The organism is Rhizobium sp. 862_C5_N1_2, from assembly GCF_051811205.1.
Classification (GTDB): domain Bacteria; phylum Pseudomonadota; class Alphaproteobacteria; order Rhizobiales; family Rhizobiaceae; genus Rhizobium; species Rhizobium leguminosarum.
This window is the reverse complement of record NZ_JBPWPT010000003.1, coordinates 417,004-440,975: the sequence shown is the minus strand read 5'-3', so window position 1 is coordinate 440,975 and position 23,972 is coordinate 417,004. Positions and strand designations below refer to the sequence as shown.

General features: G+C 60.2%; 25 protein-coding genes. 16 read left to right on the top strand and 9 right to left on the bottom strand.

Translation table 11 applies throughout. The features are described from left to right. Positions 1-17: 17 nt before the first annotated feature. On the bottom strand, positions 18-1,391 hold the full coding sequence (locus tag ACD590_RS32040; protein ID WP_439004169.1) for an MmgE/PrpD family protein: 1,374 nt from the start codon (positions 1,389-1,391) through the stop codon (positions 18-20). Between the two features lie 39 nt (positions 1,392-1,430). Here ACD590_RS32040 and ACD590_RS32035 point away from each other — a divergent pair, with 39 nt between their 5' ends. The 8 genes from ACD590_RS32035 to ACD590_RS32000 all read left to right on the top strand — a co-directional run bounded on the left by ACD590_RS32035 (position 1,431) and on the right by ACD590_RS32000 (position 10,928). Further along, the gene (locus tag ACD590_RS32035; protein ID WP_439004168.1) at positions 1,431-2,405 is read left to right on the top strand and encodes a LysR family transcriptional regulator; all 975 of its coding nucleotides are present in this window, start codon (positions 1,431-1,433) and stop codon (positions 2,403-2,405) included. A 37-nt stretch (positions 2,406-2,442) separates the two neighbouring features. After that, entirely contained in the window at positions 2,443-3,348 is a 906-nt protein-coding gene (locus tag ACD590_RS32030; RefSeq protein ID WP_310805532.1) for a LysR family transcriptional regulator, read from the top strand. 178 nt (positions 3,349-3,526) lie between these two features. Next, on the top strand, positions 3,527-4,471 hold the full coding sequence (locus tag ACD590_RS32025) for an ABC transporter permease (protein WP_164026875.1): 945 nt from the start codon (positions 3,527-3,529) through the stop codon (positions 4,469-4,471). Then, positions 4,468-5,286, top strand: coding sequence for an ABC transporter permease (locus ACD590_RS32020; RefSeq protein WP_334546506.1), 819 nt, complete (start codon positions 4,468-4,470; stop codon positions 5,284-5,286). Before ACD590_RS32025 ends, ACD590_RS32020 begins: the two co-directional genes overlap by 4 nt. Continuing rightward, positions 5,283-6,911, top strand: coding sequence for an ABC transporter ATP-binding protein (locus tag ACD590_RS32015; protein ID WP_439004167.1), 1,629 nt, complete (start codon positions 5,283-5,285; stop codon positions 6,909-6,911). Before ACD590_RS32020 ends, ACD590_RS32015 begins: the two co-directional genes overlap by 4 nt. A 1-nt stretch (position 6,912) precedes the next feature. After that, positions 6,913-7,776: a serine hydrolase gene (locus ACD590_RS32010; protein ID WP_113543225.1), complete on the top strand. Its 864-nt coding sequence runs from the start codon at positions 6,913-6,915 to the stop codon at positions 7,774-7,776. Between the two features lie 24 nt (positions 7,777-7,800). After that, a complete protein-coding gene (locus tag ACD590_RS32005; RefSeq protein ID WP_439004166.1) occupies positions 7,801-9,345 on the top strand; it encodes an ABC transporter substrate-binding protein in 1,545 nt (514 codons plus the stop codon). A 134-nt stretch (positions 9,346-9,479) separates the two neighbouring features. After that, a complete protein-coding gene (locus tag ACD590_RS32000) occupies positions 9,480-10,928 on the top strand; it encodes a M20 family metallopeptidase (protein WP_439004165.1) in 1,449 nt (482 codons plus the stop codon). Positions 10,929-11,063: 135 nt separating this feature from the next. Here the strand turns inward: ACD590_RS32000 and ACD590_RS31995 are convergent, their stop codons facing one another. After that, the gene (locus ACD590_RS31995) at positions 11,064-11,504 is read right to left on the bottom strand and encodes a DMT family transporter (RefSeq protein ID WP_439004164.1); all 441 of its coding nucleotides are present in this window, start codon (positions 11,502-11,504) and stop codon (positions 11,064-11,066) included. Next, positions 11,501-11,986, bottom strand: a complete 486-nt coding sequence (locus ACD590_RS31990; RefSeq protein WP_439004163.1) for a DMT family transporter — start codon at positions 11,984-11,986, stop codon at positions 11,501-11,503. Before ACD590_RS31990 ends, ACD590_RS31995 begins: the two co-directional genes overlap by 4 nt. 167 nt (positions 11,987-12,153) lie before the next feature. Between ACD590_RS31990 and mug the strand changes: the two genes are divergently transcribed. The 6 genes from mug to ACD590_RS31960 all read left to right on the top strand — a co-directional run bounded on the left by mug (position 12,154) and on the right by ACD590_RS31960 (position 16,623). Next, positions 12,154-12,696 (top strand): G/U mismatch-specific DNA glycosylase, encoded by a 543-nt coding sequence (mug, locus tag ACD590_RS31985; RefSeq protein ID WP_439004162.1) that lies wholly within the window; start codon positions 12,154-12,156, stop codon positions 12,694-12,696. 52 nt (positions 12,697-12,748) lie between these two features. After that, complete coding sequence (locus ACD590_RS31980) at positions 12,749-14,509, top strand: MOSC domain-containing protein (protein WP_439004161.1); 1,761 nt, start codon at positions 12,749-12,751, stop codon at positions 14,507-14,509. A 94-nt stretch (positions 14,510-14,603) separates the two neighbouring features. Then, positions 14,604-15,449, top strand: coding sequence for a pirin family protein (locus tag ACD590_RS31975; protein WP_439004241.1), 846 nt, complete (start codon positions 14,604-14,606; stop codon positions 15,447-15,449). 60 nt (positions 15,450-15,509) lie between these two features. Further along, positions 15,510-15,728 (top strand): hypothetical protein, encoded by a 219-nt coding sequence (locus tag ACD590_RS31970; protein ID WP_003547964.1) that lies wholly within the window; start codon positions 15,510-15,512, stop codon positions 15,726-15,728. A gap of 224 nt (positions 15,729-15,952) precedes the next feature. Next, positions 15,953-16,222 (top strand): antitoxin, encoded by a 270-nt coding sequence (locus ACD590_RS31965; RefSeq protein WP_018246605.1) that lies wholly within the window; start codon positions 15,953-15,955, stop codon positions 16,220-16,222. After that, positions 16,219-16,623: a type II toxin-antitoxin system VapC family toxin gene (locus tag ACD590_RS31960; protein WP_113543240.1), complete on the top strand. Its 405-nt coding sequence runs from the start codon at positions 16,219-16,221 to the stop codon at positions 16,621-16,623. The genes ACD590_RS31965 and ACD590_RS31960 overlap by 4 nt, the downstream gene beginning before the upstream one ends. Before the next feature lie 298 nt (positions 16,624-16,921). On the opposite strand, the gene ACD590_RS31955 is transcribed toward ACD590_RS31960, so the two are convergent. From ACD590_RS31955 to ACD590_RS31945, 3 genes are all read right to left on the bottom strand, one after another. Next, positions 16,922-18,172, bottom strand: a complete 1,251-nt coding sequence (locus ACD590_RS31955; RefSeq protein WP_439004160.1) for a hypothetical protein — start codon at positions 18,170-18,172, stop codon at positions 16,922-16,924. Between the two features lie 130 nt (positions 18,173-18,302). Then, on the bottom strand, positions 18,303-18,572 hold the full coding sequence (locus ACD590_RS31950) for a hypothetical protein (RefSeq protein WP_245509959.1): 270 nt from the start codon (positions 18,570-18,572) through the stop codon (positions 18,303-18,305). Positions 18,573-18,682: 110 nt separating this feature from the next. Next, the gene (locus ACD590_RS31945) at positions 18,683-18,922 is read right to left on the bottom strand and encodes a hypothetical protein (protein WP_131605528.1); all 240 of its coding nucleotides are present in this window, start codon (positions 18,920-18,922) and stop codon (positions 18,683-18,685) included. Between the two features lie 210 nt (positions 18,923-19,132). Here ACD590_RS31945 and ACD590_RS31940 point away from each other — a divergent pair, with 210 nt between their 5' ends. After that, entirely contained in the window at positions 19,133-19,693 is a 561-nt protein-coding gene (locus ACD590_RS31940) for a hypothetical protein (RefSeq protein ID WP_113543242.1), read from the top strand. Positions 19,694-20,486: 793 nt separating this feature from the next. Here the strand turns inward: ACD590_RS31940 and ACD590_RS31935 are convergent. From ACD590_RS31935 to ACD590_RS31925, 3 genes are all read right to left on the bottom strand, one after another. Beyond that, a complete protein-coding gene (locus ACD590_RS31935; protein ID WP_193444116.1) occupies positions 20,487-21,020 on the bottom strand; it encodes a GNAT family N-acetyltransferase in 534 nt (177 codons plus the stop codon). A 19-nt stretch (positions 21,021-21,039) separates the two neighbouring features. Continuing rightward, positions 21,040-21,858 (bottom strand): bifunctional allantoicase/(S)-ureidoglycine aminohydrolase, encoded by an 819-nt coding sequence (locus ACD590_RS31930; RefSeq protein WP_439004159.1) that lies wholly within the window; start codon positions 21,856-21,858, stop codon positions 21,040-21,042. A gap of 114 nt (positions 21,859-21,972) precedes the next feature. Next, positions 21,973-22,626, bottom strand: a complete 654-nt coding sequence (locus ACD590_RS31925) for a glutathione S-transferase (protein ID WP_018246594.1) — start codon at positions 22,624-22,626, stop codon at positions 21,973-21,975. 122 nt (positions 22,627-22,748) lie between these two features. Here ACD590_RS31925 and ACD590_RS31920 point away from each other — a divergent pair, with 122 nt between their 5' ends. Next, complete coding sequence (locus ACD590_RS31920; protein ID WP_018448597.1) at positions 22,749-23,963, top strand: polyhydroxyalkanoate depolymerase; 1,215 nt, start codon at positions 22,749-22,751, stop codon at positions 23,961-23,963. Positions 23,964-23,972 lie beyond the last annotated feature (9 nt).

The window sequence follows — 23,972 nt, the reverse complement described above, 5'->3', positions numbered from 1 at the left end:
ATCCGTCCCGCGGCTTGTCACGGCGACTGACGGCCTGTGATCAGGTTCCAGAAGCGATCGTCGCCGGACAGGTTTTCCAAATCGGCAAGCCTGCGAAGCTGCAGGAAAGAGGCGCCGGACACATTCCGATTTCCCCAGCGCAAGCAGTCCATGAATTTGACTTCGCGTTCATGCACACTCATCGGCGCTTCGAGCGATCCCTTCGCATGCAAGCGGGACTTGTTCAAAATGCGCCCGTCGCGCATCGTGACCGTGACGACATGCGGGAGGCGCTCCACGCCTTTTTCCTCATCAGCCGAATAGGACCGCATTTCGATGCGCGGCATGAATTCCCGGATTTCCGGCCGTCCGATCTCCTGCCGTGTAAAGTCCGAAAGGCTAAGGGCGCCTTTGAGGAAAGCTGTCGCCAGGCAATATTGCATTGAGAAGCGGGCCTGCATCTCGTCGGTGGGGTCGGGATAAGCGAGGTTGCGGACAGCGGATATGCCGACTTTCGTCTCGATCCTGGCAATGTCGCCCGCCAAAAGCCCATGCTCCTGCTTCAGATCCAGAAGCGCGTCGATCGCGCGATGGGTCGAGGCGCAGCAGGGATGACGCTTGGTCACCACACCCCGGGTTTCGATGATATGCTCTTCGTCAAATGTCAGGCCTTCCCAGCCCTTGGCATCATCGCCTCCGAAAAGGTCGAGGAAGCCTTGCGGCCGCTCGAGGATATCCGGCCGCCCGCTCATGCCCGCAAGCGCCATGCGCGCCGCATCCACGGCATTGCGCGCGGCAATGCCGGCATGAAGCGGTTTGGCGGTCGTGCCGAATTGCCCTTTCGGGCCGCAGGCGAAGCTCGTCGCGAGGCTCATCGCCGCGACCAAGCCGTTTTCGTCAGCGCCGAGAAGCCGTGCCACGCCAGCCGCAGCCCCGATGCTGCCGACCGTCGCCGTTGCGTGCCAGCCTCTGTTGTAATGAGAGGGATTGACGCCGAAGCCGACCGACGCCTGCGCTTCCAGCCCGGCCAGGTAGGCCTCGAGAAACCGCTTTCCGCTTGTCACCTTGCCGCGCGCCAGAACCGCCAGCAGCGCCGGCACCAGCACCGCGGAAGCATGCGCCCTGGCCGGATGGAAATTGTCATCGAAATCGAGCGCATGAGCCGCCGTTGCATTGATGAGTGCGGCGAGCGAGGGCGAGGCGGAGCCGCCGGTGACGAGCCGCGCTTCGCCGCCTCCGGCGATTTCCTCATCGAAAGCGCGAGTGAGCGCGGCAACGCTTTCATCGCTTCTGCCTGCAATCATGCAGCCGATGGTGTCCACCGCTGCATCTCTTGCCCGGTCCATGGCGAGGTTTGAGAACGCCGTTCGCGACAGGACCTGTTCCGCGATCTTCCGGAGAATGGTGGCCATTGACGAAAGTCTTTCCGTGAGTTTGGTTCTCAGCGGAAAATGTTCAACTTTCCGCAGGTCCGCAATCTTATGCGGTTTGCGGGTAGGGCTATCGACATTGGAGATAGAATGGCGCGAGACACGAGTGCGGCGATCAGCCTGAAGCATATCGAGGCCTATGACGCCATCGCCGCGACGGGCTCGACGATCGCCGCTTCCATCGAGCTTGGGATCTCGCAATCGAACGCCAGCCGCTTGTTGCAGCAACTGGAAGACTATCTCGGCGTCCGGCTTTTCGACCGGGAAAAGAACCGGCTTCAACCGACCCGCGAGGGGCTGCAGCTCGGCCCGGAAATCCGTGCCATTTCCGACCGGCTACGCGCCTTGAAAACGGCGGCGATGGAACTCGAGAGCGGTCGATCGCGCGAGATCATGCTGCGGCTCGCCTTTCCCGCCAGCCTTTCCTCGACGCGCATTCCGAAGCTGGTGAAGAGCTTTCTCGCCGCAAATGGTCCGATGCGCGTCGAAGTCGCATCCGGCAGCTATCTCGCAATTGAACGGATGGTGGCCGACGGCGAGGCCGATCTCGGTTTCGCGCGTCTGCCGCTGATGAGCCCGGGACTGAAACAGGAGAAGATCCTGTCGTCGCGGATCATTTGCGCCCTGCACAATGATCATCCCAAGGCGGGCAGCGGCCTATTGTCTGTCGGCGACCTGAAGGGGCAGGATCTGATCATGCTGAACAGGGAGCGACCGGTTCGCCATGAGCTGGAGGCGTTGTTCTACAAGGCCGGCATCCGCCAACGCCCCTTGCTCGAGGCGCATTCGGTGGCGAGTGCCTGCGCGCTGGCCGCCCAGGGGCTCGGCATTGCGCTGGTCGGCGAGATCATCGCCCGCGAATTCGCGACGCTGCCGCTGCAGTTCATTCCGCTCGAACCGGAACTGCCGGTTGCTTACGCGCTGATCAGCGGAGAGAAATTTCCGATGCCCAAGGCAGCCGGCCTCTTCCTTCAAAGCATTTCGGACTGGGCATGATGACGGTGTATGAACCGTCCCGGGGGATCGAAAACGCATGAATATCAAGCAACTGGAAGTCCTGCGCACGCTTCTGGCGACAGGGTCGACGATTGCGACGGCAAAGACGATGGGTCTCAGTCAATCCGGCGTCAGCCGCCTCCTGCAGCAACTTGAGGCGGACCTTTCGATGTCGCTATTCGTCCGCGACAAAGGCCGTCTCGTCCCCACCCCCGAGGCCCTGCTTCTTGCCCGCGATGCCGAGACCATCTTGCTCGCGGTCGATCGGATGTCGGGCCACGCGGAGGATTTAAGAAGCGGCGCCGCCGGCCCGGAGATCGTCCGCATCGGCCTGCCGAGCAGCATGTGGGAGCATTTCGCGCCGGCAATGCTGGCCGACTACATCAGCGATTTCCCCGGTGTGCGGATCGAAACCTTCTTCGAGACGACGACCGCGATCAATAAGCTCGTCGAGCAGAGAGTGATCGATTTCGGCTTTCTGCGCATGGAGGGCGAGAGCGGACCGGGCATCGAGGTCGAGCGCGTCGCCACCGGCGAAAGCGTCTGCGTCGTTCCGAAGGATCATCCTCTTGCGAAACTGGAGGAAATCACGGTCAGGAATTTGCGCGACGTGCCCCTCATTCTGATTGGCCGCCAACGGCCGAACCGCATGGCGCTCGACCAGACCTTCCGGCGGGCCGGCGTCAAGCAGATCGTCAAGATCGAGACGCATACCAACAGTTCCGCCTGTTCCTACGTCGCGCATGGCCTTGGGGTCACGATCATCAGCAGCTTTTATGCGAATCTCTATCGCCACCTGCCGGTGGTTCATCGCCCTTTCGTGCCACGCGCTACCCAGGAATTCGGATTGGCGCGGGCCGTCGGGACGCCACTCTCGATTGCCGCCCACGCTCTGAGCGACGCCCTGAAGCGACAGATCCAGCTCTCTCAAAAAGACGTTTAAAATCAAATTTTTAGCTTGAGCTCCTGCGCCAAGGCAGCCGTTCTGGTTGCGGTCGTATTCCGCATAGACTTATGACAGAATCGCATAATATTGCGGATATTTCCTCATTCGATCATAGTCTGCGGCAACGAAACCGGTGGCGCCGGGCACTGTCCGTCGCCAATCGCGGGGAACAAAAATGCTGAAATTCGTTCTGAACCGCCTGTTGATGGCATTGCCGACGATCGTCCTCGTTTCGGTGACCGTCTTCACGCTGATCCGCTTCATACCCGGCGATCCGGCGGCACTGATGCTGGGTGATATGGCTGAGCCGGCCCAGATCGCGGCGATGCGCTCGGAGCTCGGCCTCGACAAATCGCTGCCGCAACAGTTCCTGATCTGGACCGCCAATGTCGTGCAGGGTGATTTCGGCCGCTCCATCGTCAATGACGAGCCCGTTCTGCCGCTCGTCGCATCGCGTTTTCTGGTCAGCGCCGAAGTCGTCGTCGTCGCCGTCCTTCTGGCGAGCCTCATCGCCGTGCCGGCCGGCGTCATCGCCGCCTGGCGGCAGAACAGTCTGACAGACCTGGCGCTGGTCGGCACGGCCACGATCCTGCTGTCGATACCGACATTCTGGCTCGGCCTCCTGCTTCTGCTTTTCTTCGGCTTGAAACTCAGCTGGCTACCGGTCCTCGGTTATGTCTCGATCGGCAGCAACGTCACCGGCGGCCTGCTCTACCTCGTGCTGCCGATCATGACCCTGGTCATTCACGAGATGGGTGTGTTGATCCGCATGGCACGCGCCTCGACGCTGGAAGTGCTGCGGCTCGACTATATCACCCACGCCCGGGCAAAGGGGCTTTCAGAAAGCGCCGTCCTTTGGCGGCACGCCTTCAAGAATGCCTTCGGCCCAACCTGGACAGTCATCGGTCTGATCCTCGGCAATCTGCTCGGCGGCATTGCCGTCATCGAGACGGTCTTCACCATTCCGGGGCTCGGGCGACTGATGGTCGACAGTATTTTTGCCCGCGATTACCCCGTTATCCAGGGTTGCCTGCTGTTCGTCTCGCTTTCCTATGTGCTGGTCAATTTGGTCGTCGATCTGCTCTATCCCTTGTTCGATCCGCGGGTCGTCGCCGAATGAAAAACGTCACCTTCAACGGCTTCATCGGCAGCATTCTGATTGCCGCATTGCTGATCTCGGCTGCGATCGGCCTTTTCTGGACCCCCTATGATCCGATGAAGCTTGGCTTCACGGCACGGCTGGCGGCGCCAAGCAGCGCCCACTGGCTCGGAACCGACGAATTCGGCCGAGACGTGCTCAGCCGCCTGATCGTCGGCGCCCGGGCGAGCGTCTGGATCGGCACCTTGACGGTCACATTCGCAACAGTCTGCGGCACGCTGATCGGTCTCGTCAGCGGTTACGCTCGCGGTTGGGTCGATGCCGTCATCATGGCCGTCAACAATGCGCTTCTCGCCTTTCCGGGCATTCTTCTGGCGCTTGGATTGCTCGCCGTCTTCGGCGCCAATCAATATGGCATCATCTTCGCGCTGGGCATTGCCTATTCTCCCTCGATGGCCCGCGTTGTCCGGGGTGCAGTCCTGTCACTGCGCGAGCGGGAGTTCGTCGAGGCCTCCAAGGTGATGGGCAATGGCGAGCTCCACACCATGTTCCGCCATATCCTCCCCAATTGCATCGCCCCGATCACCGTGCTTGCGACCTCGATGTTCGGCTGGGCGATCCTTTCGGAAAGCGCGCTCAGCTTTCTCGGTCTCGGCGTTCCACCACCGGCGCCGACCTGGGGCAACATGCTGGCTGCCGGCCGACCATTCATCGAACAGGCTGTCTGGCTGGGTCTGTTCCCGGGCCTGGCGATCGCCCTGACGCTCCTCGGCATCAATCTTCTGGGCGACGCTCTTCGAGACAAGCTTGATCCGCGGATGAGGGGGCTGAAATGACCAATAAAACGCTTTTGAATGTCCGCAACCTGTCGCTTCAGGTCACTGGGACCGGTGTGCAGGTCGTCAAGGACGTCAGCTTCGACATCGCCCCAGGCGAGATCTTCGGCATCGTCGGAGAAAGCGGATCGGGCAAGACGTTGGCAACACGCGCCCTGATCTCGCTGCTGCCGGCGCCCATCAAGGTGATCGGCGGCTCCGTTGCCTACAAGGGACGCGACGTGCTTTCCATGAACGGCGCGCAATTGCGCCAATTGCGTGGTGCGGAAATCGGTGTCGTCTTCCAGGAGCCGATGACCTCGCTCAATCCCTCGATGACCGTCGGCCGCCAACTCGAAGAAGGGTTGCAGCTGCATACGAAACTTTCGCGGGAAGAGCGGCGCAGCCGGATCCTCGACATGCTGAACCGGGTCGGGATCCGCGATCCCGCCGGAGCGCTCACTTCCTATCCGCATGAATTCTCGGGCGGCATGCGCCAGCGCATCATGCTGGCATCGGTCATGCTGCTGAAACCGGCGCTCTTGATCGCCGACGAGCCGACGACGGCGCTCGATGCCGTGATCCAGCGCGACGTCATGGAATTGATGGTGGAGCTGACACAGGCGGAAGGCACCGCCGTGCTGCTGATCAGTCACGATCTGCCGATGGTTGCCCGTTACACGAACCGCATTGTCGTCATGGAAAAGGGCGTGATCGTCGAAGAAGGACGCACCGCCGATCTGCTCGACGCACCGCAGCGTGCCTATACCAAGAAACTGCTTTCCTCCCTGCCGTTTCGCGGAGAGACGCGGACGATCGACAAGACCAAGGCGCCGATGGTCTCGGCGCGGGATATCGTCGTCGACTATGCAGGCCGGCGGTCGCTGATGAAGAAGGCAACGCCGAAACGGGCGCTGCATGGCGTCAGCATCGATATCCACGAGGGCGAAGTCGTGGCCCTGGTCGGCGGTTCGGGTTCCGGCAAAACCACGCTCGGCCGCACCATTGCCGGACTGGTCCGGGAGAGCGAAGGCGATATCCGGTTCAAGGGACGCAGCCGCGACGACGACTGGATGGACTATCGGCTGAATTGCCAGATGGTTTTTCAGGATCCTTATTCCTCGCTCGATCCGCGCATGACCATCGTCGCGCTTGTGGGAGAAGCGCTGCGGCTCGTTCCCGATCTCGACGCTGCGGCAAAGCGCAAGCGCGCCCTGGAGACGCTCGAGGAAGTCGGGCTTGGGGCCGACTATGCCGAGCGCTACCCGCATGAGCTTTCGGGCGGCCAGCGGCAGCGCGTGGCGATTGCCCGCGCCATTGCGCGCCGGCCGAAATTTCTGATCGCCGACGAGCCGGTATCGGCCCTCGACGTGACGGTCCGGGCGCAGGTCCTCGAACTCCTGTCCGATCTGCAAAAACGCTACGGCTTTTCCTGCCTGTTCATCAGCCACGATCTCGGCGTGGTCGAACAGGTGGCCGATCGCGTCGTGGTCATGCAGGACGGCCGGATCATCGAGGAGGGCGACCGCGATACGGTTTTCGACAGCCCGAAGGAGGCCTATACGCAACGGCTTCTCTCGGCCATCCCCGCTCTGGACCACAATGCTCAGGGCGGCGTGATCCTCAAATGGCGCCTGGAGAACTGACATGACGACGATGATTGAATCCGGAAAGCTCGCGGAGCGATTGAACGCGATCTGCGATGCCCAGCCGTTCGTGACACGCTTCATGGTGCGTGCGCTCGGCAGCGGTGAAACGATCGGCAGAGGCGCGGACGAGGAAACCCCCTCCGCCAGCACCCGAAAGACTTCGATCATGATGGCAGCCCTGAAGGCCGCGCATGAAGGCCGCCTGGATCTGGACGAACGGATTACCTACGAAAAGCGTTTCGCCGAGGAAGTGGCGAGCGGGATGTTCCGCTATCTGACGCCCGGTATCGTCATATCGCTGCGCGATGCCATCACCGGTATGATGGTGCTGAGCGACAATGTCTGCACCAAGATGGTCTTCGAAAGGCTGACGCTCGAAGAGGTCGACGGTTATTGCAAGTCGATCGGCATGTCAGGCACCAACCATCGCTTCCTCATCCCTCCCTTGGCACTGTCGCCCGATCATTCTTTGAAAGCCGTCACCACGACGACGGCGCGGGATCAGGTCTATCTGCTGCAGACCATCCTGGATGCTCAGGATTCGCGGGAAGCCGCGGACCGGCTCGGCTGCTCGCAGGCGCTGTGCGCTTACGCGCTTCAAACCCTGAAGAACCAGATACTGCGTTATGCCATTCCCTCCCGGTTGCCATTCGGCGTGCTCGTCGCCCACAAGGGCGGCACTGGAAAGCGCGGCCGCATGAATGCCGGTATCGTCTATCGCGACGGGTCCCCCTTCTACATCATCGCCGCCTATACCGACGACGTGCCGCAGGAAATGCCGGACGGCACCCCTGGCTACACGGTCGCGCTTGAAACCATCGGCAGGCTTTCACGCGCCTGCTGGGATGAACTCCGATCCTAACAATCCATAAAAGAGGGTAGAACAATGCATAAGCTTCTTCTTGCAGGGACCATGTTGATGGCGATGACCGGCGTGGTCGACGCCCGCGACATCGTCGTGGCTCAAAGTTCCGATCTGCGCAGCGCCAATCCAGGCGTCAATCGCGACGGCAATACCGATGGCGTCATCCTGCACATCGTCGAAGGGCTCGTCGGCTATGCCAATAACGGCGAGGTCAAGCCGCTGCTGGCAAAGAGCTTCGAAGTCTCGGCGGATGGGCTGACCTACAGCTTCAAACTGCGTGATGACGTCAAATTTCACAACGGCAAGAAATTGACCGCCGATGACGTCGTGTGGAACTGGAACCGCTATCTCAAGCCCGAAACGAAATGGACCTGCCTTCCTGATTTCGACGGCAGCGGCAGCGTGCATGTTACGGGGGTCAAGGCAGTCGATGCTTCCACAGTCACCATCACGCTGGAAAAGCCATCCGCAGTTTTCCTTGGCCTGATGTCGCGCCCCGAATGCGGTTACACCGGGATGATTTCCCCGGAATCGGTCGGTGCGGACGGAAGCTTCATCAAGCCGATCGGCACCGGTCCCTTCAGATGGGATGAATGGAAGAAGGGCGAGTATATCCACCTTGCCAAGTTCGACGATTATGTGTCGCCCCAGAACGACGGCAAGCCCGACGGCATGGTCGGCTCCAAACGCCCTCTCGTCGATGGCATCAAGTTCATGGTCATTCCCGATGCTTCGACCGTAAAGGCCGGCCTTCAGTCCGGCGTACTCGATACCGCGGAGATTTCGCCGGATCTCATTCCCGAATTCAAGACGAGCGACACGATGCAACTGATCGTGGCTCGCAACAACGGCAAAAACCTCTTCTACATTCAGACGCGCGACAAGGTTCTGAGCAATCCCGGCGTGCGCCGCGCCATGGCGATGGCACTCGATCTCGACCAGCTCGTCGAGGCCGCCTCCAATGGCACCGGCGCAGCCAACGGCTCCATGGTTTCGGAAGACTCGCTCTATTTCGACGATGTCCAGAAGACGCGTCTGCCCTACGACCTAGAGGCCGCGAAGAAGGAGCTTGCGACGGCCGGCTACAAGGGCGAGCCGATCACCATCATCGCCAACAAGCGCAGCAACGTGCCAAGCTTCCCGGCCGCGGTGATGGCGCAGGCCATGATGCAGCAGGCAGGTCTCAATGTGCAGATCGAGGTGCTCGACTATGCGACGCAGGTCGATCGTCGCCGCTCCGGCAACTACCAGATCATCTCGCAATCGGTCGCGCCGCGGCTCGATCCGGCGCTGATGTACGGCTTCTATGTCGGCAACAAGGACAAGAACGCTTCTTTGATGTGGGATGACCCGAAAGCCGTCGAGTTGATGAAGGCCGCCTATGCGGAGTCCGACCAGACGAAGCGTCAGGCGATCTTCGACGAGTTTCACACGCTGATGCTCAAGGAAATGCCGGGCATCTTCCTCTACGACATGGTCGATGTCTGGGGCGCGACCAAGAAGCTGAAGGGTCAGCCCGTCTGGCAATCGAATGCCCGTCTTTGGGAAGTTTCGCTCGACAATTGAGCCCGAATTGCCGCGCCCGGTGGATCGGGCGCCGCCATCCCACTTCGACAGTTAATAGGAGATCCGGCAGGCAGTCCTGCCGGATCCGGTGCAACACGTCCCTGTGGCGGCAGGACAGACAGCGAGGAAATGCCATGAATCTTGACGCGATCAGCTCAATTGCCGCGACGATCGAAAAGATGAAGCCGGATTATGTCGCTCTCAGCGACAGTATCTGGGATTTCGCGGAGTTGAAGTTCGAGGAGCGGCGCTCGTCGCAATTGCTGGCAAGGACACTCGAGGAAAACGGCTTTGCCGTGCGCCACGGCGTCGCAGACATGGAAACGGCCTTCATCGGCGAATCCGGCAGCGGCAAGCCGGTGATTGCCTTCCTCGGCGAATTCGATGCCCTGGCCGGAATGAGCCAGACCGCCGACGTGGCCGAGCCTCGTCCCCAAGCGGCGGGGGCGACCGGTCACGGCTGCGGACACAATCTGCTTGGCGTCGGGTCGCTGATGGCGGCGGTTGCGCTTGCCCGCCACCTCAAGGAGAACAACCTGCCCGGGACGGTGCGCTATTACGGCTGCCCAGGAGAGGAGGGCGGTTCCGGCAAGACCTTCATGGTTCGTGCCGGCGCATTTGATGACGTCGATGCCGCCCTGACCTGGCATCCGGCTCCGTTCAACGGTGTTCGTTCAACGAACAATCTCGCCGTTCTCGAATATTACTATCGCTTCAGGGGTGTCGCGGCACATGCGGCCAACAGCGCCCATCTCGGCCGTTCGGCGCTCGATGCGGTCGAACTCATGAATGTCGGCGTCAATTTCCTGCGCGAACACATGCCGCAGGATTGTCGCGTTCATTACGCAATCACCGACACCGGCGGCAGGGCCGCCAATGTCGTACAGGCCAGCGCCGAGGTTCTCTATCTGATCAGGGCGCCTGACATGCCGCAGGCGCTTGAGCTTGCCGGGCGCGTCGAGAAAGTTGCACGAGGTGCCGCGATGATGACCGAAACCGAAGTCGAGATCGTGTTCGACACCGCCTCGACGAACCTTCTTCCCAACATTACGCTTGAAACCGCAATGCACGAGAACATGGTCGCGCTCGGGCCGATAGCCTTCGACGAGGCTGACATCGCCTTCGCCAGGGAAATCCAGGATACCTTCACTGAGGAAGCGATCAGGAGCAGCATCCGCCTCTATCAGATGAAGGGCGATGTGTTCTCCAATGCCAAGGTCGATGGCTCGACGCCCTTGCACACCGGACTGCGCGATTTCGAGGGACTATCGCATTTCCGGGCCGGATCGACCGATGTCGGCGACGTCAGCTGGGTGACGCCGACCGCGCAATGCTGGGCGCCAGCCTGGGCGATCGGCACCAATCCCCATACCTGGCAGGTCGTCGCGCAGGGAAAAAGCCCGGCCGCGCACAAAGCCATGGCGCATGCGGCCAAGACGCTTGCAACAACGGGTCTGGGATTGATGTCGTCATCCGGCCTCCTGGCAGCCGCGACGGCCGAGTGGCGAGAAAAGACCAGCGGTAAAGCCTATGTATGCCCGATCCCCGACAATGTGATGCCCGCAACGGTTCACAGCCGGTAGTTCCTGCCCTGAGAACGCCGCGCGTAAAAAGATGCTGCGGGGCGGGGAGGCATCCCCCGCGTCTATCTATCCCTTGGCTTGCGATCGGTCGATGAAATTGCTGGTCAGCCATGGCGTCGAAAGCCATCTGCTTGGCTATTGCGAACCGCTGGCTTTGCGGCGTCCCCGACTGACCATCATTCCGCCGATGATGAGAACAATTCCAGTCGCGTTCGCCCAAAACGACCCTGGGACCGCGCTGAGATAATCAAACGCCACCCCTGTTACCATCTGGCCACCGATGATCAGCAGAGCCGAATTAACCGCACCTATACGAGCAATGACCCAACTGCCCGCCGCCACGAAAACAACGCCGATCGAGCCACCCAGATAGGCATACCAAGGCGCCTCGGCAGCGCCCGCAGGAAGCAGACCTCCGACAAAGAGACCAAGGCAGGTGAGGGAAGCAAAACCTATGGCATGATTCCAGAAGGATGCGATCAACGGCGTGGTGGATATGCTCAACCGCCCATTGAGCTGACGACTGAGGCCAACGAGCACACCGCCCAGGCAAGCCAGGAGAATGAACACCGTCACGCCGCACCTCGCCCAAACAGGATGATGAGCGCAGCGCCCATGACGACCAAGCCGAGCGCGGCGATGTCTCTTCTATCTGGATGCCGCTTTGGCAGACCGAACAGTCCCCAGCTGTCGGCCGCGACGCTGAAGGCGACCTGGCCTGCCAAACCCAAAGCCAAGGTGCCGGAGAGCCCGAGCGGTGAGTTGACCGCAGTCGAGGTCAGAATGACCGTTGCCGCACCGGATATCCCACCGAAGTAAGCCCACCAAGGCGCGTTGGGGTCTTTTTCTACCCTCGGCCTGCGCCGGCGGTGGACCACCAGGAGAAGAATGACGGCTGCGATGATGCCCGTGCCGTGTGCGGTCCAAGATGAGAACAGGGGATTCCCATAACGGGCCAATTCCCCATTGAGGTGCACCATGAAAGTCAGGAGCCCACCCGTGGCAAAAGCTCCGATGAAGTAGATGGGATGCGAATTACGCGCTGCTTCGGTGGTCATTACGGATCCTGTCAAAGAATCGATTGCGCCCGATATTTTTCAAATTGCCACTAAGGCCATTCATCGACATTTTCAGCAAGATGATTAGCACCGTGTGTCTGTCAGACCGGCCCCTCATTGTTTGACAGGCGTAATTCGAGCGATGTCCCATAATGCAAGATGATGCCATGTCCGCGGACCTCGACAGTCCAGACGCCTCCACGAGGCCGAGCACCGGATTGTCGGAAATCCTCGCACCTGACCTTTCCGTGGTTTTCTGCGGATTGAATCCGGCTTTGTCCGCCGTTCGCGACGGGCATAATTTCTCGAACCCGAGCAACCGTTTTTGGCGCGTGTTGCATCTGGCTGGATTTACACCGCGTCTGCTGCAGGCGGATGAAGAGCGCGAGCTGCTGCAATATGGCTGTGGTCTGACATCGGCGGTTTCACGTCCGACGAAAAGCGCAAGCGAGCTCAAGAGGCAGGATTATCTCAGCGCCGCGCCTGTCCTGGAAAACAAGATACGAAAGTTTGCGCCGGCCAATCTGGCCTTTCTCGGAAAGGCGGCATACGCGGCGATCAGTCTTCGCGCCGATGTTGAATGGGGTCGGCAACCCGAGACATTTGCCGGCGCCGCCGTCTGGCTGTTGCCAAATCCGAGCGGCCTCAACAGAGCCTTCACCTTGACGACGTTGACCGAACACTATCTCGAGCTGAGATTGACGCTGTAACCGTCCTCCGTCGATCTCGAAATTGCGGTGAGCATCATTCGGGAGAAATGTCATGGTACACTTGCTTTCGGTCAATGTGGGCCTGCCGCGCGACATCACCTGGCGAGGCAAGATCGTCAACACGGCCATTTGGAAGACGCCGGTCGACGGCCCGCGTATGGTGCGGCGCCTGAACGTGGACGGCGATGGACAAGGCGACCTGGCTGGCCACGGCGGCGAACGCCGCGCAGTCTTTGTCTATCAAATCGATTCCTATCGGTACTGGCAGGAGCAATTGCGCCGAGACGACTTCGTCTACGGGCAGTTCGGCGAGAATTTCACCGTCGATGGCCTGCCCGACGCAGAGATATGCATTGGAGACCGTTACCGGATCGGCGGCGCTTTGTTCGAAGTGACGCAACCGCGCGTTACCTGCTACCGGCTCGGCATACGCATGGACGAGCCGGAGATGGCCGCGCTGGTGGTCAGACACGGTCGACCCGGTTTCTATTTCCGTGTACTGGAGGAAGGGGAAGTGCAGGCCGGCGACGAGATCACGAAAGTGGCGTCCGGGCCTGAAGGCATGAGCGTTTTCGAGATCAACGCGCTCCTTTATATGCCGGGCCACCCCCGCGATCAGTTGGAGCGCGCGCTGCGCATCCCGGCGCTGAGCCCGGGCTGGCGTCGTTCTTTCCAGGCGCTGCTCAAGCAGGAGCGAAAGCAGGGCGCGCCGACAGGAAATGCCGGGCTGACCGCCGCGTCCGGCCCCCCTCCGGCATGGCGCGGGTTCCGCCCGCTGCGTGTGTCGCGCAAGGTGCGCGAAAGCGGCAGCGTGGTTTCCCTCGTGCTCGAACCGGCGGATGGCCAACCTGTTGCCGCCGCACTCCCCGGGCAGTTCGTAGTGCTGCGGCTCGGGCCGGCTTCTGCGCCAGCGCTGATGCGCAGCTATTCGCTGTCGGGCGAGCCCAGCGCCACCCGCTACCGCGTCAGCATCAAGCGGGAGGCCCATGGCGCTGCCAGCGGCTACATCGACGACGAGCTGCAGGTTGGCGACATCGTGCAGGCAAGTGCCGCCCGCGGCAGTTTCACATTGCGGCCAGGCGATACGCCGGTTGTTCTGATGAGTGCCGGGATCGGAGTGACGCCGGTGCTGGCGATGCTTCATGTTTTGGCGGCCGAAGCATCGACGCGGGAGGTCTGGTGGTTATATGGAACCCGCAATGGCCGCGAACATCCGTTTGCCGAGGAGGCGCGCGGGCTGCTGAAGGCGCTGGCTCACCATCACAACCATATTTGCTACAGCTCTCCCGATCCCAAGGATCGGCCCGATATAGATTTCGACGCTCGCGGCCATCTGGATGCGCAAGCGCTCAAGTCGCTCAACCTGCCGCGCGATTGTGACGTCTATGTCTGCGGACCGTCGACCTTCATGAGCGATCTGACCGTCGGCCTTGCAGCCTTGGGCATCGCGCCGGATCGCATCCACACCGAGATGTTCGGAGCCGGTCCTGCGATGACCCCCGGCATAGCTGCTTCATCTCGCCGGCCGCCACATTTGCCGGCAGGGCTTCCAGGCTCGGGGCCGCTGGTGTCATTTGCCCGCACCGGTCTTAATGTGCGCTGGGAACCGACATTCCAGAGCTTGCTCGAACTGGCCGAGGCCTGCGACGTACCTGTGCGATGGTCGTGCCGAACCGGCGTCTGTCACACTTGCGAGACCGGACTTGTGGAGGGCAGTGTGGGCTACCGGCCGGAGCCTGTCGATGCTCCAGCGGAGGGCAATGTGCTGATTTGCTGCTCAAAACCTGAGGGCGACATCGTGATCGATTTGTAACGCCTGGACGAGCGCGCCGACCGTGACTCTTGCTGACGACGCACGGCGCGGTAATGGCCCGGTGTCGTCACTGCTTGCAAGCATGGAGGATGCGATGCTGCTCAAGGGCGAACGAACATTCGTGGTGCGGGATAGGGGAGGCTTCGTCGCGCACATCAACATGCCAGGGTGGTTGAAGCCCAAGCCGACCGATCACGGCCAAGGCCCTCTCGCCATGGTTGTTGAATCGATCCTCGATCCTGGCCGCCTGATCGCCATGCACGAGCACAGCAACGACGAGATTATTTCCTGGGTGCCCGAAGGCGTAATGCGTCACGACGACAAAGCCGCTGGCCGGCTGGTGATCGACCGTGACCATCTGATGGTGATGAATGCCGGAGCAAGCTTTTGGCATTCCGAAGAGACGCTGGCATCCGACCCGCCTCTGCGAATGCTGCAGATCCTCGTTCGCCCTTATGCGGTCGATCTGGAGCCGAAGATCCAGCACGGGCCGATGCCAGCTGCCGCGGCAAACGCCTGGCGTCACCTGGTCGGGCCGGAAGGAGAGGGCGCCCCCTTCTATGTCCGCAGCGCGATCGACGTCTTCGACATGCGGCTGGACGCGGGCGTACGGGTGGAATTCCCGCAGAAACAAGGCCGAGACCTCTATTTCTATGTCTTTGGCGGATCCATTGTCGTCGATCAGCAGACCTTCGCCGAAGGCGAGCAGGGGCTGCATTTATCTGATGACAAGCTCGAAGTAGAGGCGCAGAGTGCAAGCACGTTGGTCGCGTTTCTGCTCGACCCGAACGCATCTATCACCAAGCAGGGGACTGTCGGCGACCACAAGAAGATCCCGCCGGCAATCATCATTCGCGCGTTCCTGCGATGGAGGAAATTTCGCCATATGTGGCGTCGTCATCTTTCGCATCGCCGCTCGAAGACCGAAAAGGCGATATGAATGGAACAAGGATGCCCCGAACGGGTTTCGAACCTTAGCGTTCAATAGGAGGAGCATTTCATGCCTACGGTTGCCGCCACACCCATCACCCCACCAGACCAGCACGTGGTAACAGCGCGCGAAGCCATCGAGCCGCTTTATGAGAAGCTTGAGCTTCAAACGGAATCGCTGGTCCTGTCTGCGGCGCTGGAAGCGGGATGGTCTTCGGATGAGGCAACCGAGGCACTGGCGGCGCTCAGACTGCAGGATGCACTTTCCACCCTTGGACGAACGGCCTGACCAATAAAACTCCGGCAAAGATCGGGTTACGTGGTTAGCACAACACCTTCCGGGCCTCAGATAGATTCTGTGAGATGTTATCCCATTTCACTCGATGATTTCTAATCTCCACCACGAACTGCGCCAAGCCTTTTCAAAAGCAGCGGAGGTCACAAGACCCCGATCCTACTTGAACTCTTCACCGATGCCATGTATATGCATGTGTATATACATAGGAGTCCGACGTGGTCAATTCCCGACGTCAAGAGCCTATTCCCCAGCGGGAGGCCAAGCTTTTCAGAAACAACAAGAGTCAGGCTGTACGAATCCCGGCTGACTTTGAGCTACCCGGTGACAGAGTGATGATCCACCGCGACGGCGATCGGCTCATTATAGAGCCTGTGCACCGGAAGAACCTCCTGGAAGTTCTGGCTGGTTTGGAGCCGCTTGGTCCTGAAGATCAGTTTCCCGATGTCGACGATACCCTGCTTCCTGTGGAGGAAATCGACCTGTGAGCAGGCTTTATATGCTGGACACCAATATCGTCTCGGAGCTTGCTCGAAACCCGATGGGCACAATCACCCGACGCATCGCCGAGGTTGGGCCCGATGCAATTTGCGTCAGCATTATCACGGCGTCGGAGTTGCGCTACGGGTGCGCCAAGAAGGGATCACCGAAACTTCTAGCACAGATCGAAGCCATCCTTGGCAGCATACCGGTGCTTGCGCTGGATCTGCCCGCCGATGCTAAATACGGTGGCATCCGGGCTGAACTGGAGGGTGCTGGCAAGCCTATCGGTCCAAATGACTTATTCATCGCTGCCCACGCCTCTGCCCTCGGAGCAGTTCTGGTGACGGCGAACATGGGCGAGTTCATGCGTATCCGCGCTTTGCAGGTCGAAAACTGGTTGATTTGAAAGGGCGACAGGCCCGATCGGGAGATTCCCGATGGCAACCCTCTGCATCAGTTTCACAATCCGGTCATAGCCAGGTAGGTTGGCGCGAAGATCATTTCGGGTTCTGCGCAGAGATCGCGAACTGACACGCAAGCGTAAGAAGTATCTACGAAGACTGGCCGTGCGAACCTCATTCGTGTTGGCGCACATCCGGCGAAGCAGTCTCCTGACCTCGACGCCAGAAACTACGGGTAAGCCAATCGATCCCACGAGACTTCTGCCGGCGAGATTTTCCCGGTTGAGATACTCTCGTCCCCGTTCATTTATCTATTGCGAAAGCGGCCATCGTCGTGCCTGCGGCGACGACAGCGAACTTGCTGTCCGGCGAGAATGACAGCCCTATCGGACCCCAACCTGGCTGTTGAAACTTCTGAATGACTTTGCCCGTGTCCATCGAGATCAGTGCGATCGCACTGCTTTCCCCGTCCGGCAGTGAAATCAAACCGTAGCGACCATTCGGGCTGACTGCCGGAGCTACGCTTTGCGAGAAATTTAATGCGGTACCCGAGAGTGTCCATTTCACCTGGCCGGTTGCAACGTCCCTCAACTCGGCAATTGTTCCGGATTGCGGTGTCGGTGGGGGGCAGGAGGCTCCAAATTCGCATATTGAACCCGTTGCGCTAAGATTGGCCATGATCAAAACGCTCGAGGCATCGCTTGAAAGTGCGAACGGCGTCAACCAAGTAGTCGGTGCGCTCGGAACGACGCGCGGTGATTGCCCCTGGACCCAGAGCAGCCATTTGTCAGGTGCCCAGGCGATCAATACATGCGCTTTGCCGAATGCGTCGAGCCGTGATGTGACGGCTTGAATGATTTTTTGATCGGACGGTTCCGGAATGCTGTCCTTTTCGACCGACTGCAGGATCGTTCCGGTGCGTGCATCAACCAAGGCTAGCGTCGGCTTACGATCTCCGAGTTTCGGCTCCCCGAAAATTCCCTTGGTTCCGAACCCGGCAAGCGCCAGCCCCGAACCGCCAATCCAGTAAATCTCATCAAGTGGACCGTTTGGATGAACGAGTTCGGACAATTTTATCTGCGAACCGTCCAGCGCGAACAGATACGGTCGCAAGGTGCCGCGCGCGGAGCCGCTGAGCACCGTGATCTCATGTTTAACCCCGATGACCGCGGACGAGTCATCAAGCCAGGCGAAAGGGACCGTCCTTGAAAGGAGGTCTCCTGGAAGTCTTTCGGTAGTGGTATTGGCGCGCCCGCCTCGCGTCACATCACCGAGCCAAAAACCCTTCGAGAAACCGAAGGCGGCCACAAAGTGGGCGTTCGGCGAAACGGAGGGTGGAATGATCCTCGGCCAACCCTCTGGGATCGGCAGACAGCGCAGGGTCTTGAACGTCAATGGACCGGTGGGCGTTGGCTCAAGCATCTCGAGGGTGGGACCCCAGTTGTCGCCATAACAGCCTATTCGTTCTGGAGCCGCGATGGCTGCTTCATCGGCGCCAAAAGCCGCAATCACGGCACCCATGACGAAAGAAACTACCGACGGTGCATATTTCATCGCTTTCCCTTTATGGAACCTGGCCCGCCTGCTTCAAAACGGAATACGGGCACCAGTAAATATCTAGGGATTTTCTCAAGAGGCACGCGCTCGCTCGTATGGCGGTGCGTTCCGGATTACGATTCAATGGCTAGTCGGTGTGGCTGCTTATCTCAACCATCGTGCCGTCTTTGATCTCGGAGTTATCCAATCCAACTAATAGGAAGCCCTCGGTTGACGACTCCTTCAATGGGCTGGGACGAAGCCGGTCCTTGTGAGCTGCGACTTCACGTATTTCTTTGCCAGGAACATGTAATCTCGCAATAAGCCTACTGCCGATAGGGACATCGGTCGATCCTTCGACGGCGACCATAGTGCCATTGCGGCCTTCGACCCGAAACGCTTCTAAAATCTTTCGCATTTACCATTCTCCGGGTCGGTTAACGCTCCTCCCGACCGGTCGCCAGTCATCTTGTTGAAACGGCGTCGGAACATTGCTGAGAGGGTCGGATCGGGGACTACGCGGACGGGTTACCGTGGCTGGCGCTTCCCAGAGAGCAGTTCCCAGGCGCGACGTATCTTCTCGAGCCTGGAGGAAATCCGCTCCTTTGCGGGAGGAATCAACATGCCGTTGCGGAAATCAGCCAGGGCTTGGGCTTCCAGCCTCGTCCGTTCGCTTGCCCCCTCACGGCCGGCGATTGGCTTGCCGGTCTGGCGATCCATGACCGACCACATCCCGTTCTCAAGTGCTTGTATTTCGTAGCGCGGCATACTGACGCCTTAGAGTGGAAGCGTTCACCTCAGCCTGAAATCCCTTTGAAATCAACTAGACAGGCGCATCGCTTCACACATACTTTAGTGAGATGGTGAACCGCCAGTTACCCGCAGGGCAGGCCCCGAATGAACCTCCATGCGGTCCGCGACGGAGCCAAGGAGGATGTGCTATGTCAGCGGCCGCAGTTTCTTTCTCAGGAGAATGACATGATCAGCCGACGCTCCGCCCTGATAGTCGTTGCAGGCGCTGCGTTGTCGGGCGGCGTATACGCACAGGATCAGGTTACCGACGGCCGGTCTCCGGGGTCGCTTGCCTTCAAGATCACACCGCTGCCCGTTAAGTCGAACGCCGATGACCTCGCTCTGATGGCGTCGTATGGTGAGGGCGACGACGAAACGAAATTCGCCATCGAACTAAAGAGCGAGTCGCATGGCATGTTCCGCCATGTCACAGGCGGGCCGCGCCCCACGCATTTCCTTTCCGAACTGGGCAAAGCCCTGGAAGCGAGCGATCTTCGCCTTTCAGACGCCAAACAGGACACGCTAGCGTTCGATATAGCATTTCTCGGACCACCGACCATCCGCTCCTCGGGAGGCGGTTTCGGCGGCGGTCCTGGAGACTGGTACACTACCAAGATTTTCCTCGGACAAGATCAGGCTGAAGTCTATTTTAACTTCAATCTCGTGTCTGGCGAGGCTGAGTTCAGCATCAAAGACGAGAGCTATGGCAACGATGTCCTCTCCGAACTTTCCAAGGTGATCTGGTAGGCCTGGCTCGACGGCGTTTGCGTAGCGTGTTCCATCTTCCTCCGCTATCGAACACGTCCACGGCAGAGGGGTCGCCTAGTGGCGGCTACGCCGATTCCGCGAACTTTTGAGCAGCCGAGGAAGGAAACACAAAACCAGACCAAGTCTAATCGCCGCCACGACAACCGGATCGATACCTCCGCTGGAAGCTTGGAACCACGCGTAATTGATTTGAAATCCCAAGCCGAACTAAAGCGCAATGATACCGCGTACTCGAAGCCCGTTGCCCAAAGAAACTCAGCTTGATGGCAAGTTCCGTTAGGAGCGAGGTTGGGCGCAGACTGCGAGCCGCACCCAATAAGGATCATTATCGGCCACCGACGCGATCACAAAAAGCTCAAGGTCAGGATGACCGAGCAGCGCGAAAAGAACTAGGACAACTAGGGAATTCAGCCCGCTGTTGTGATCATTGGCGTAGCGAGTGATTTGGGCCCTGGGCTGGCGTAGGCACAAGGCGATCTAATCGGCTTTTGTGGCACGTACTTTCACGCAATTTTTGTCGGCGCATTTCCAATCAATTCGGACCAGCCCATCGTTGCGTGATGGTCTGTCATGCGGCATTTCTATTCATCAACTGACTAAGCAGAGGGTTGGAGGCTACCGTCACATTTCCCGGTTTTTCCGACCCGTGCGATATCAACCCAAGACCAAGCAGACGCCCATAGTTCCATAAGATATCTTACGCCACTTTTACACTTATAAGTTGCGTAACTATGAGCGCGATCCCCGCGGTTGATGTCGACGCGTGGGTTGGTCACATATCGTTTGATGATCGCAGTTCGTAGAGCACGTGACGGCGCAACGGATGCCCTTCGGCCAAATTGGGATGATCGAACTCACCGATCCGGCTCATCCCCAGCCGTCTCATCAAACCCCAGGAATTGCTGTTTGCGGGCACTGTGAAACTGACGATGCGGTCAAGCTTCAGCGCGTTGAACGCAAAGTCGAGAGACCGTTCCGCGGCCTCGCGCGCATATCCGGCGCCGTGGCGAGACGCTGAAAGCCGCCAACCGATTTCGACTGCCGGGGCGAACGGCAAAGCCGGCGAAACATTGTTGAGGCCGCAGAGGCCGATCAACGCGCCGCTTGCCTTCTCCTCCAGCGCCCAGAACCCCCAGCCATGATCCTCGAAGTGAAGGTCGATGCGGTCGAGCATCGCATCCGACTGTTCGTCGGTCAGAGGATTGAGATATCTGACGACGTCGGGTTCGGCATTGATCGCAGCGAAGGGTTTGCGATCATCCTGTCGCCAGGGCCTCAAAATCAGACGTTCGCTTTCGAGCTTCATCGTCCCTCTGCGATAGATCCTACCAGAGCGTCATGTGACGGTTGACGTCCTTATAGAGCAGATAGCGGAACCGGCCCGGGCCGCCCGCGTAACATGCCTGCGGGCAGAAAGAGCGCAGCCACATGAAGTCGCCGGCCTCGACCTCGACCCAATCCTGGTTCAGCCGATAAACCGCCTTGCCCTCCAGCACATAGAGACCATGCTCCATGACATGGGTTTCCATGAAGGGGATCACGGCGCCCGGCTCCAGAGTCACGATATTCACGTGCATGTCGTAGCGGACATCGGCCGGATCGATGAACCGGGTCGTCCCCCAGCGTCCATCGGTGTCCGGCATCGCCGAGATGGCATGATCGTCCTCGTGCGTGAAGATCGCCGGTGGTGGCTCCAGCCCCTCGACCTCCTGAAAGGCCTTTCGAATCCAGTGGAATTTTGCCGCCGTCGAGCCGCCATTTTCCAGGCGCCAGGCCGAACCCGCCGGAAGATAGGCGAACGAACCGGCCCGGAGCGCATGGCTGACGCCGCCGAGTTCCACGGCCATCTCGCCTTCGACGACGAACAGAACCGCTTCGGCCCGCTTGTCGGGCTCCGGCCGATCGCTTCCGCCGCCTGGCTGAACTTCCATCACATATTGCGAGAAGGTCTCGGAAAAACCGGAGAGCGGCCTGGAGAGAACCCATGCCCGTGTCCCCGTCCAATGCGGAAGGACGCTGGTGACGATGTCGGTCATGACGCTGCGCGGGATGACCGCATAGGCGGTGGTGAAAACGGCCTTACTGGAAAGCAGTTCGGTTTGCGGCGGCAATCCGCCGAGTTTGGAATAATAATCTCTGTTCATCGGTCCAGGCTTCGCGGCATTTGGCACTGCATCTGCTTTATGCGCGGCTCACCTTCCAGGCAACTCTTAATTCGACCGTGAAAATCGATGCGGAGCCGACCGGCCGCGTTTCCGTCAGAACTCGACTTCCAGCTCGACGATCTCGTCCGGCTCGACCAACGCCCCTTCGGTCCATTCGCCCATCAGCGGCCAGGACAGCACCGTCTCGACATAGGCTGCAAGCCGCGGCTCCAACTCCACCGCATAGGTGCGAAAGCGGGTGCAGACCGGCGCGTACATCGCATCGGCCACGGTCGGCGCGGTCCCGAACAGCCAGGGCCCGCCGCTTGCCTCGAGGCATTCGGTCCAGATCGCCTTGACGCGCTCGACATCGGGCCGCGCGCCCGAGAATATCTTGAAGCTTGCATGCCGCGCCTTGAGGTTCATCGGCAATGCCGAGCGCAGATTGTGGAAACCCGAATGCATCTCACCCGAGACCGACCGGCAGCGGGCGCGCGCCGCGCGCTCGGCGGGCCAGAGCCCGGCAGTGGGCGCCACTTCGTGGAGATATTCCGCGATCGCCAGCGTGTCCCAGACCGTCACGTCGTCATGGGTCAGCCTCGGCACCAGAACCGACGGTGAAAGCAGAAGCAGTTCCTGGCGCGCCTCGTCATCCAGCTCCACAAGGACTTCGGCGAAGTCCAGCCCCGCCATCCGGCACAGCAGCCAGCCGCGCAGAGACCATGAGGAGTAGTTCTTCGAGGAAATCGTCAGTGCCGCCTGCGACATGGGGCTCTATCCTTGTCGGACAATGTTGCTTCTTCCTCGATAATCTTCTCGCATGGCAGGACATATTCCACTAGCATTTTTTGCACCGCCGCATCGATGCGGCAGTGCGGGAGATTTCGGCCATGCTCTATCAGGCCTATCAGTTCCAGGATGATCTCATCGCGCCCCTGCGCGATCTGGCACGGCGCCTGCAGATCTTCTCTGCGACAGCGTTCTGGGAACCTGTCGGCAGTATGGGCCGGCACTTCGCCGCTGCGCTGGAGATGATATCACGCTTCGAGATCACCCACGAACGTCCAGACTTCGCCATCACCTCGGCGATGATCGGCAACCGCATGGCGCCCGTCACCGTCGAGACCGTGCTCGACATGCCCTTCGGCACGCTGCTGCGCTTTGCGGCGGAAACAGACGCGCCGCGACCGCGGGTGCTGGTCGTCGCGCCGCTCTCCGGTCATTTCGCCACACTCCTGCGCGGCACCGTGCAGACCCTGCTGCGCGATCACGACGTCTATATCACCGACTGGGCCAATGCCCGCGACGTGCCGCTGTCGGCAGGGCGTTTCGGCATGGACGATTATGTGGACTATATCATCCGCTTCCTGGAGGAGATCGGTCCGGGTGCTCATATCCTCGCCGTCTGCCAACCCTGCGTACAGGCGCTGGCCGCCGTTGCCGTGATGTCGGAAGAGCGGCATCCCGCCACCCCGCGCACCATGACGCTGATGGCCGGGCCGATCGACCCGCGCGAAAGCCCGACGAAGGTCAACGAGCTTGCGGTGTCGAAGTCGCTCGCCTGGTTCGAGAATTCGTTGATCGCAGCTGTTCCCTGGCGCTATCGGGGCGCCGGACGGCGCGTCTATCCCGGCTTCCTCCAGCTCGTCGCCTTCATGTCGATGAACATGGAGCGCCACCAGGACGCTCATCGCAAGCTTTACGACCATCTGGCCAAGGGCGAGACCGCCGAGGCCGGCAAGATCAAGAATTTCTATGACGAATATTTCGCCGTGCTCGACCTCACCGAGGAATTCTACATCGAGACCATCGAACGCGTCTTCCAGAAAGCGGAACTCGCAACCGGCGACTTGACCCACCATGGCCGCAAGGTCGATCCGGGCCAGATCCGCAACACCGCGCTTTTGACCGTCGAGGGTGGGCGCGACGATATCTGCGCCCTCGGCCAGACCTCGGCCGCGCACGATCTCTGTCGGGCGCTGCGCCCGCATCTGAAGCGCCATCATCTTCAGGCCAATGTCGGACATTACGGCGTCTTCAACGGCCGCCGCTGGGAGGGGGAAATCTACCCCGTCGTGCGCAACATGATCCTGGCGATGGAATAGTGCCCGCCA

Bases quoted from the DNA above. Each gene is read 5' to 3' on its own strand.
- mug (WP_439004162.1), top strand. From the start codon at position 12,154: ATGTCCGCGGACCTCGACAGTCCAGACGCCTCCACGAGGCCGAGCACC.
- ACD590_RS31970 (WP_003547964.1), top strand. From the start codon at position 15,510: ATGCCTACGGTTGCCGCCACACCCATCACCCCACCAGACCAGCACGTG.
- ACD590_RS32005 (WP_439004166.1), top strand. From the start codon at position 7,801: ATGCATAAGCTTCTTCTTGCAGGGACCATGTTGATGGCGATGACCGGC.
- ACD590_RS31930 (WP_439004159.1), bottom strand. From the start codon at position 21,858: ATGAACAGAGATTATTATTCCAAACTCGGCGGATTGCCGCCGCAAACC.
- ACD590_RS32010 (WP_113543225.1), top strand. From the start codon at position 6,913: ATGACGACGATGATTGAATCCGGAAAGCTCGCGGAGCGATTGAACGCG.
- ACD590_RS32030 (WP_310805532.1), top strand. From the start codon at position 2,443: ATGAATATCAAGCAACTGGAAGTCCTGCGCACGCTTCTGGCGACAGGG.
- ACD590_RS31925 (WP_018246594.1), bottom strand. From the start codon at position 22,626: ATGTCGCAGGCGGCACTGACGATTTCCTCGAAGAACTACTCCTCATGG.
- ACD590_RS31975 (WP_439004241.1), top strand. From the start codon at position 14,604: ATGCTGCTCAAGGGCGAACGAACATTCGTGGTGCGGGATAGGGGAGGC.
- ACD590_RS32040 (WP_439004169.1), bottom strand. From the start codon at position 1,391: ATGGCCACCATTCTCCGGAAGATCGCGGAACAGGTCCTGTCGCGAACG.
- ACD590_RS31950 (WP_245509959.1), bottom strand. From the start codon at position 18,572: ATGCGAAAGATTTTAGAAGCGTTTCGGGTCGAAGGCCGCAATGGCACT.
- ACD590_RS31940 (WP_113543242.1), top strand. From the start codon at position 19,133: ATGATCAGCCGACGCTCCGCCCTGATAGTCGTTGCAGGCGCTGCGTTG.
- ACD590_RS31920 (WP_018448597.1), top strand. From the start codon at position 22,749: ATGCTCTATCAGGCCTATCAGTTCCAGGATGATCTCATCGCGCCCCTG.
- ACD590_RS31980 (WP_439004161.1), top strand. From the start codon at position 12,749: ATGGTACACTTGCTTTCGGTCAATGTGGGCCTGCCGCGCGACATCACC.
- ACD590_RS31990 (WP_439004163.1), bottom strand. From the start codon at position 11,986: ATGACCACCGAAGCAGCGCGTAATTCGCATCCCATCTACTTCATCGGA.
- ACD590_RS32020 (WP_334546506.1), top strand. From the start codon at position 4,468: ATGAAAAACGTCACCTTCAACGGCTTCATCGGCAGCATTCTGATTGCC.
- ACD590_RS32035 (WP_439004168.1), top strand. From the start codon at position 1,431: ATGTTCAACTTTCCGCAGGTCCGCAATCTTATGCGGTTTGCGGGTAGG.
- ACD590_RS31935 (WP_193444116.1), bottom strand. From the start codon at position 21,020: ATGAAGCTCGAAAGCGAACGTCTGATTTTGAGGCCCTGGCGACAGGAT.
- ACD590_RS32000 (WP_439004165.1), top strand. From the start codon at position 9,480: ATGAATCTTGACGCGATCAGCTCAATTGCCGCGACGATCGAAAAGATG.
- ACD590_RS32025 (WP_164026875.1), top strand. From the start codon at position 3,527: ATGCTGAAATTCGTTCTGAACCGCCTGTTGATGGCATTGCCGACGATC.
- ACD590_RS32015 (WP_439004167.1), top strand. From the start codon at position 5,283: ATGACCAATAAAACGCTTTTGAATGTCCGCAACCTGTCGCTTCAGGTC.
- ACD590_RS31955 (WP_439004160.1), bottom strand. From the start codon at position 18,172: ATGAAATATGCACCGTCGGTAGTTTCTTTCGTCATGGGTGCCGTGATT.
- ACD590_RS31945 (WP_131605528.1), bottom strand. From the start codon at position 18,922: ATGCCGCGCTACGAAATACAAGCACTTGAGAACGGGATGTGGTCGGTC.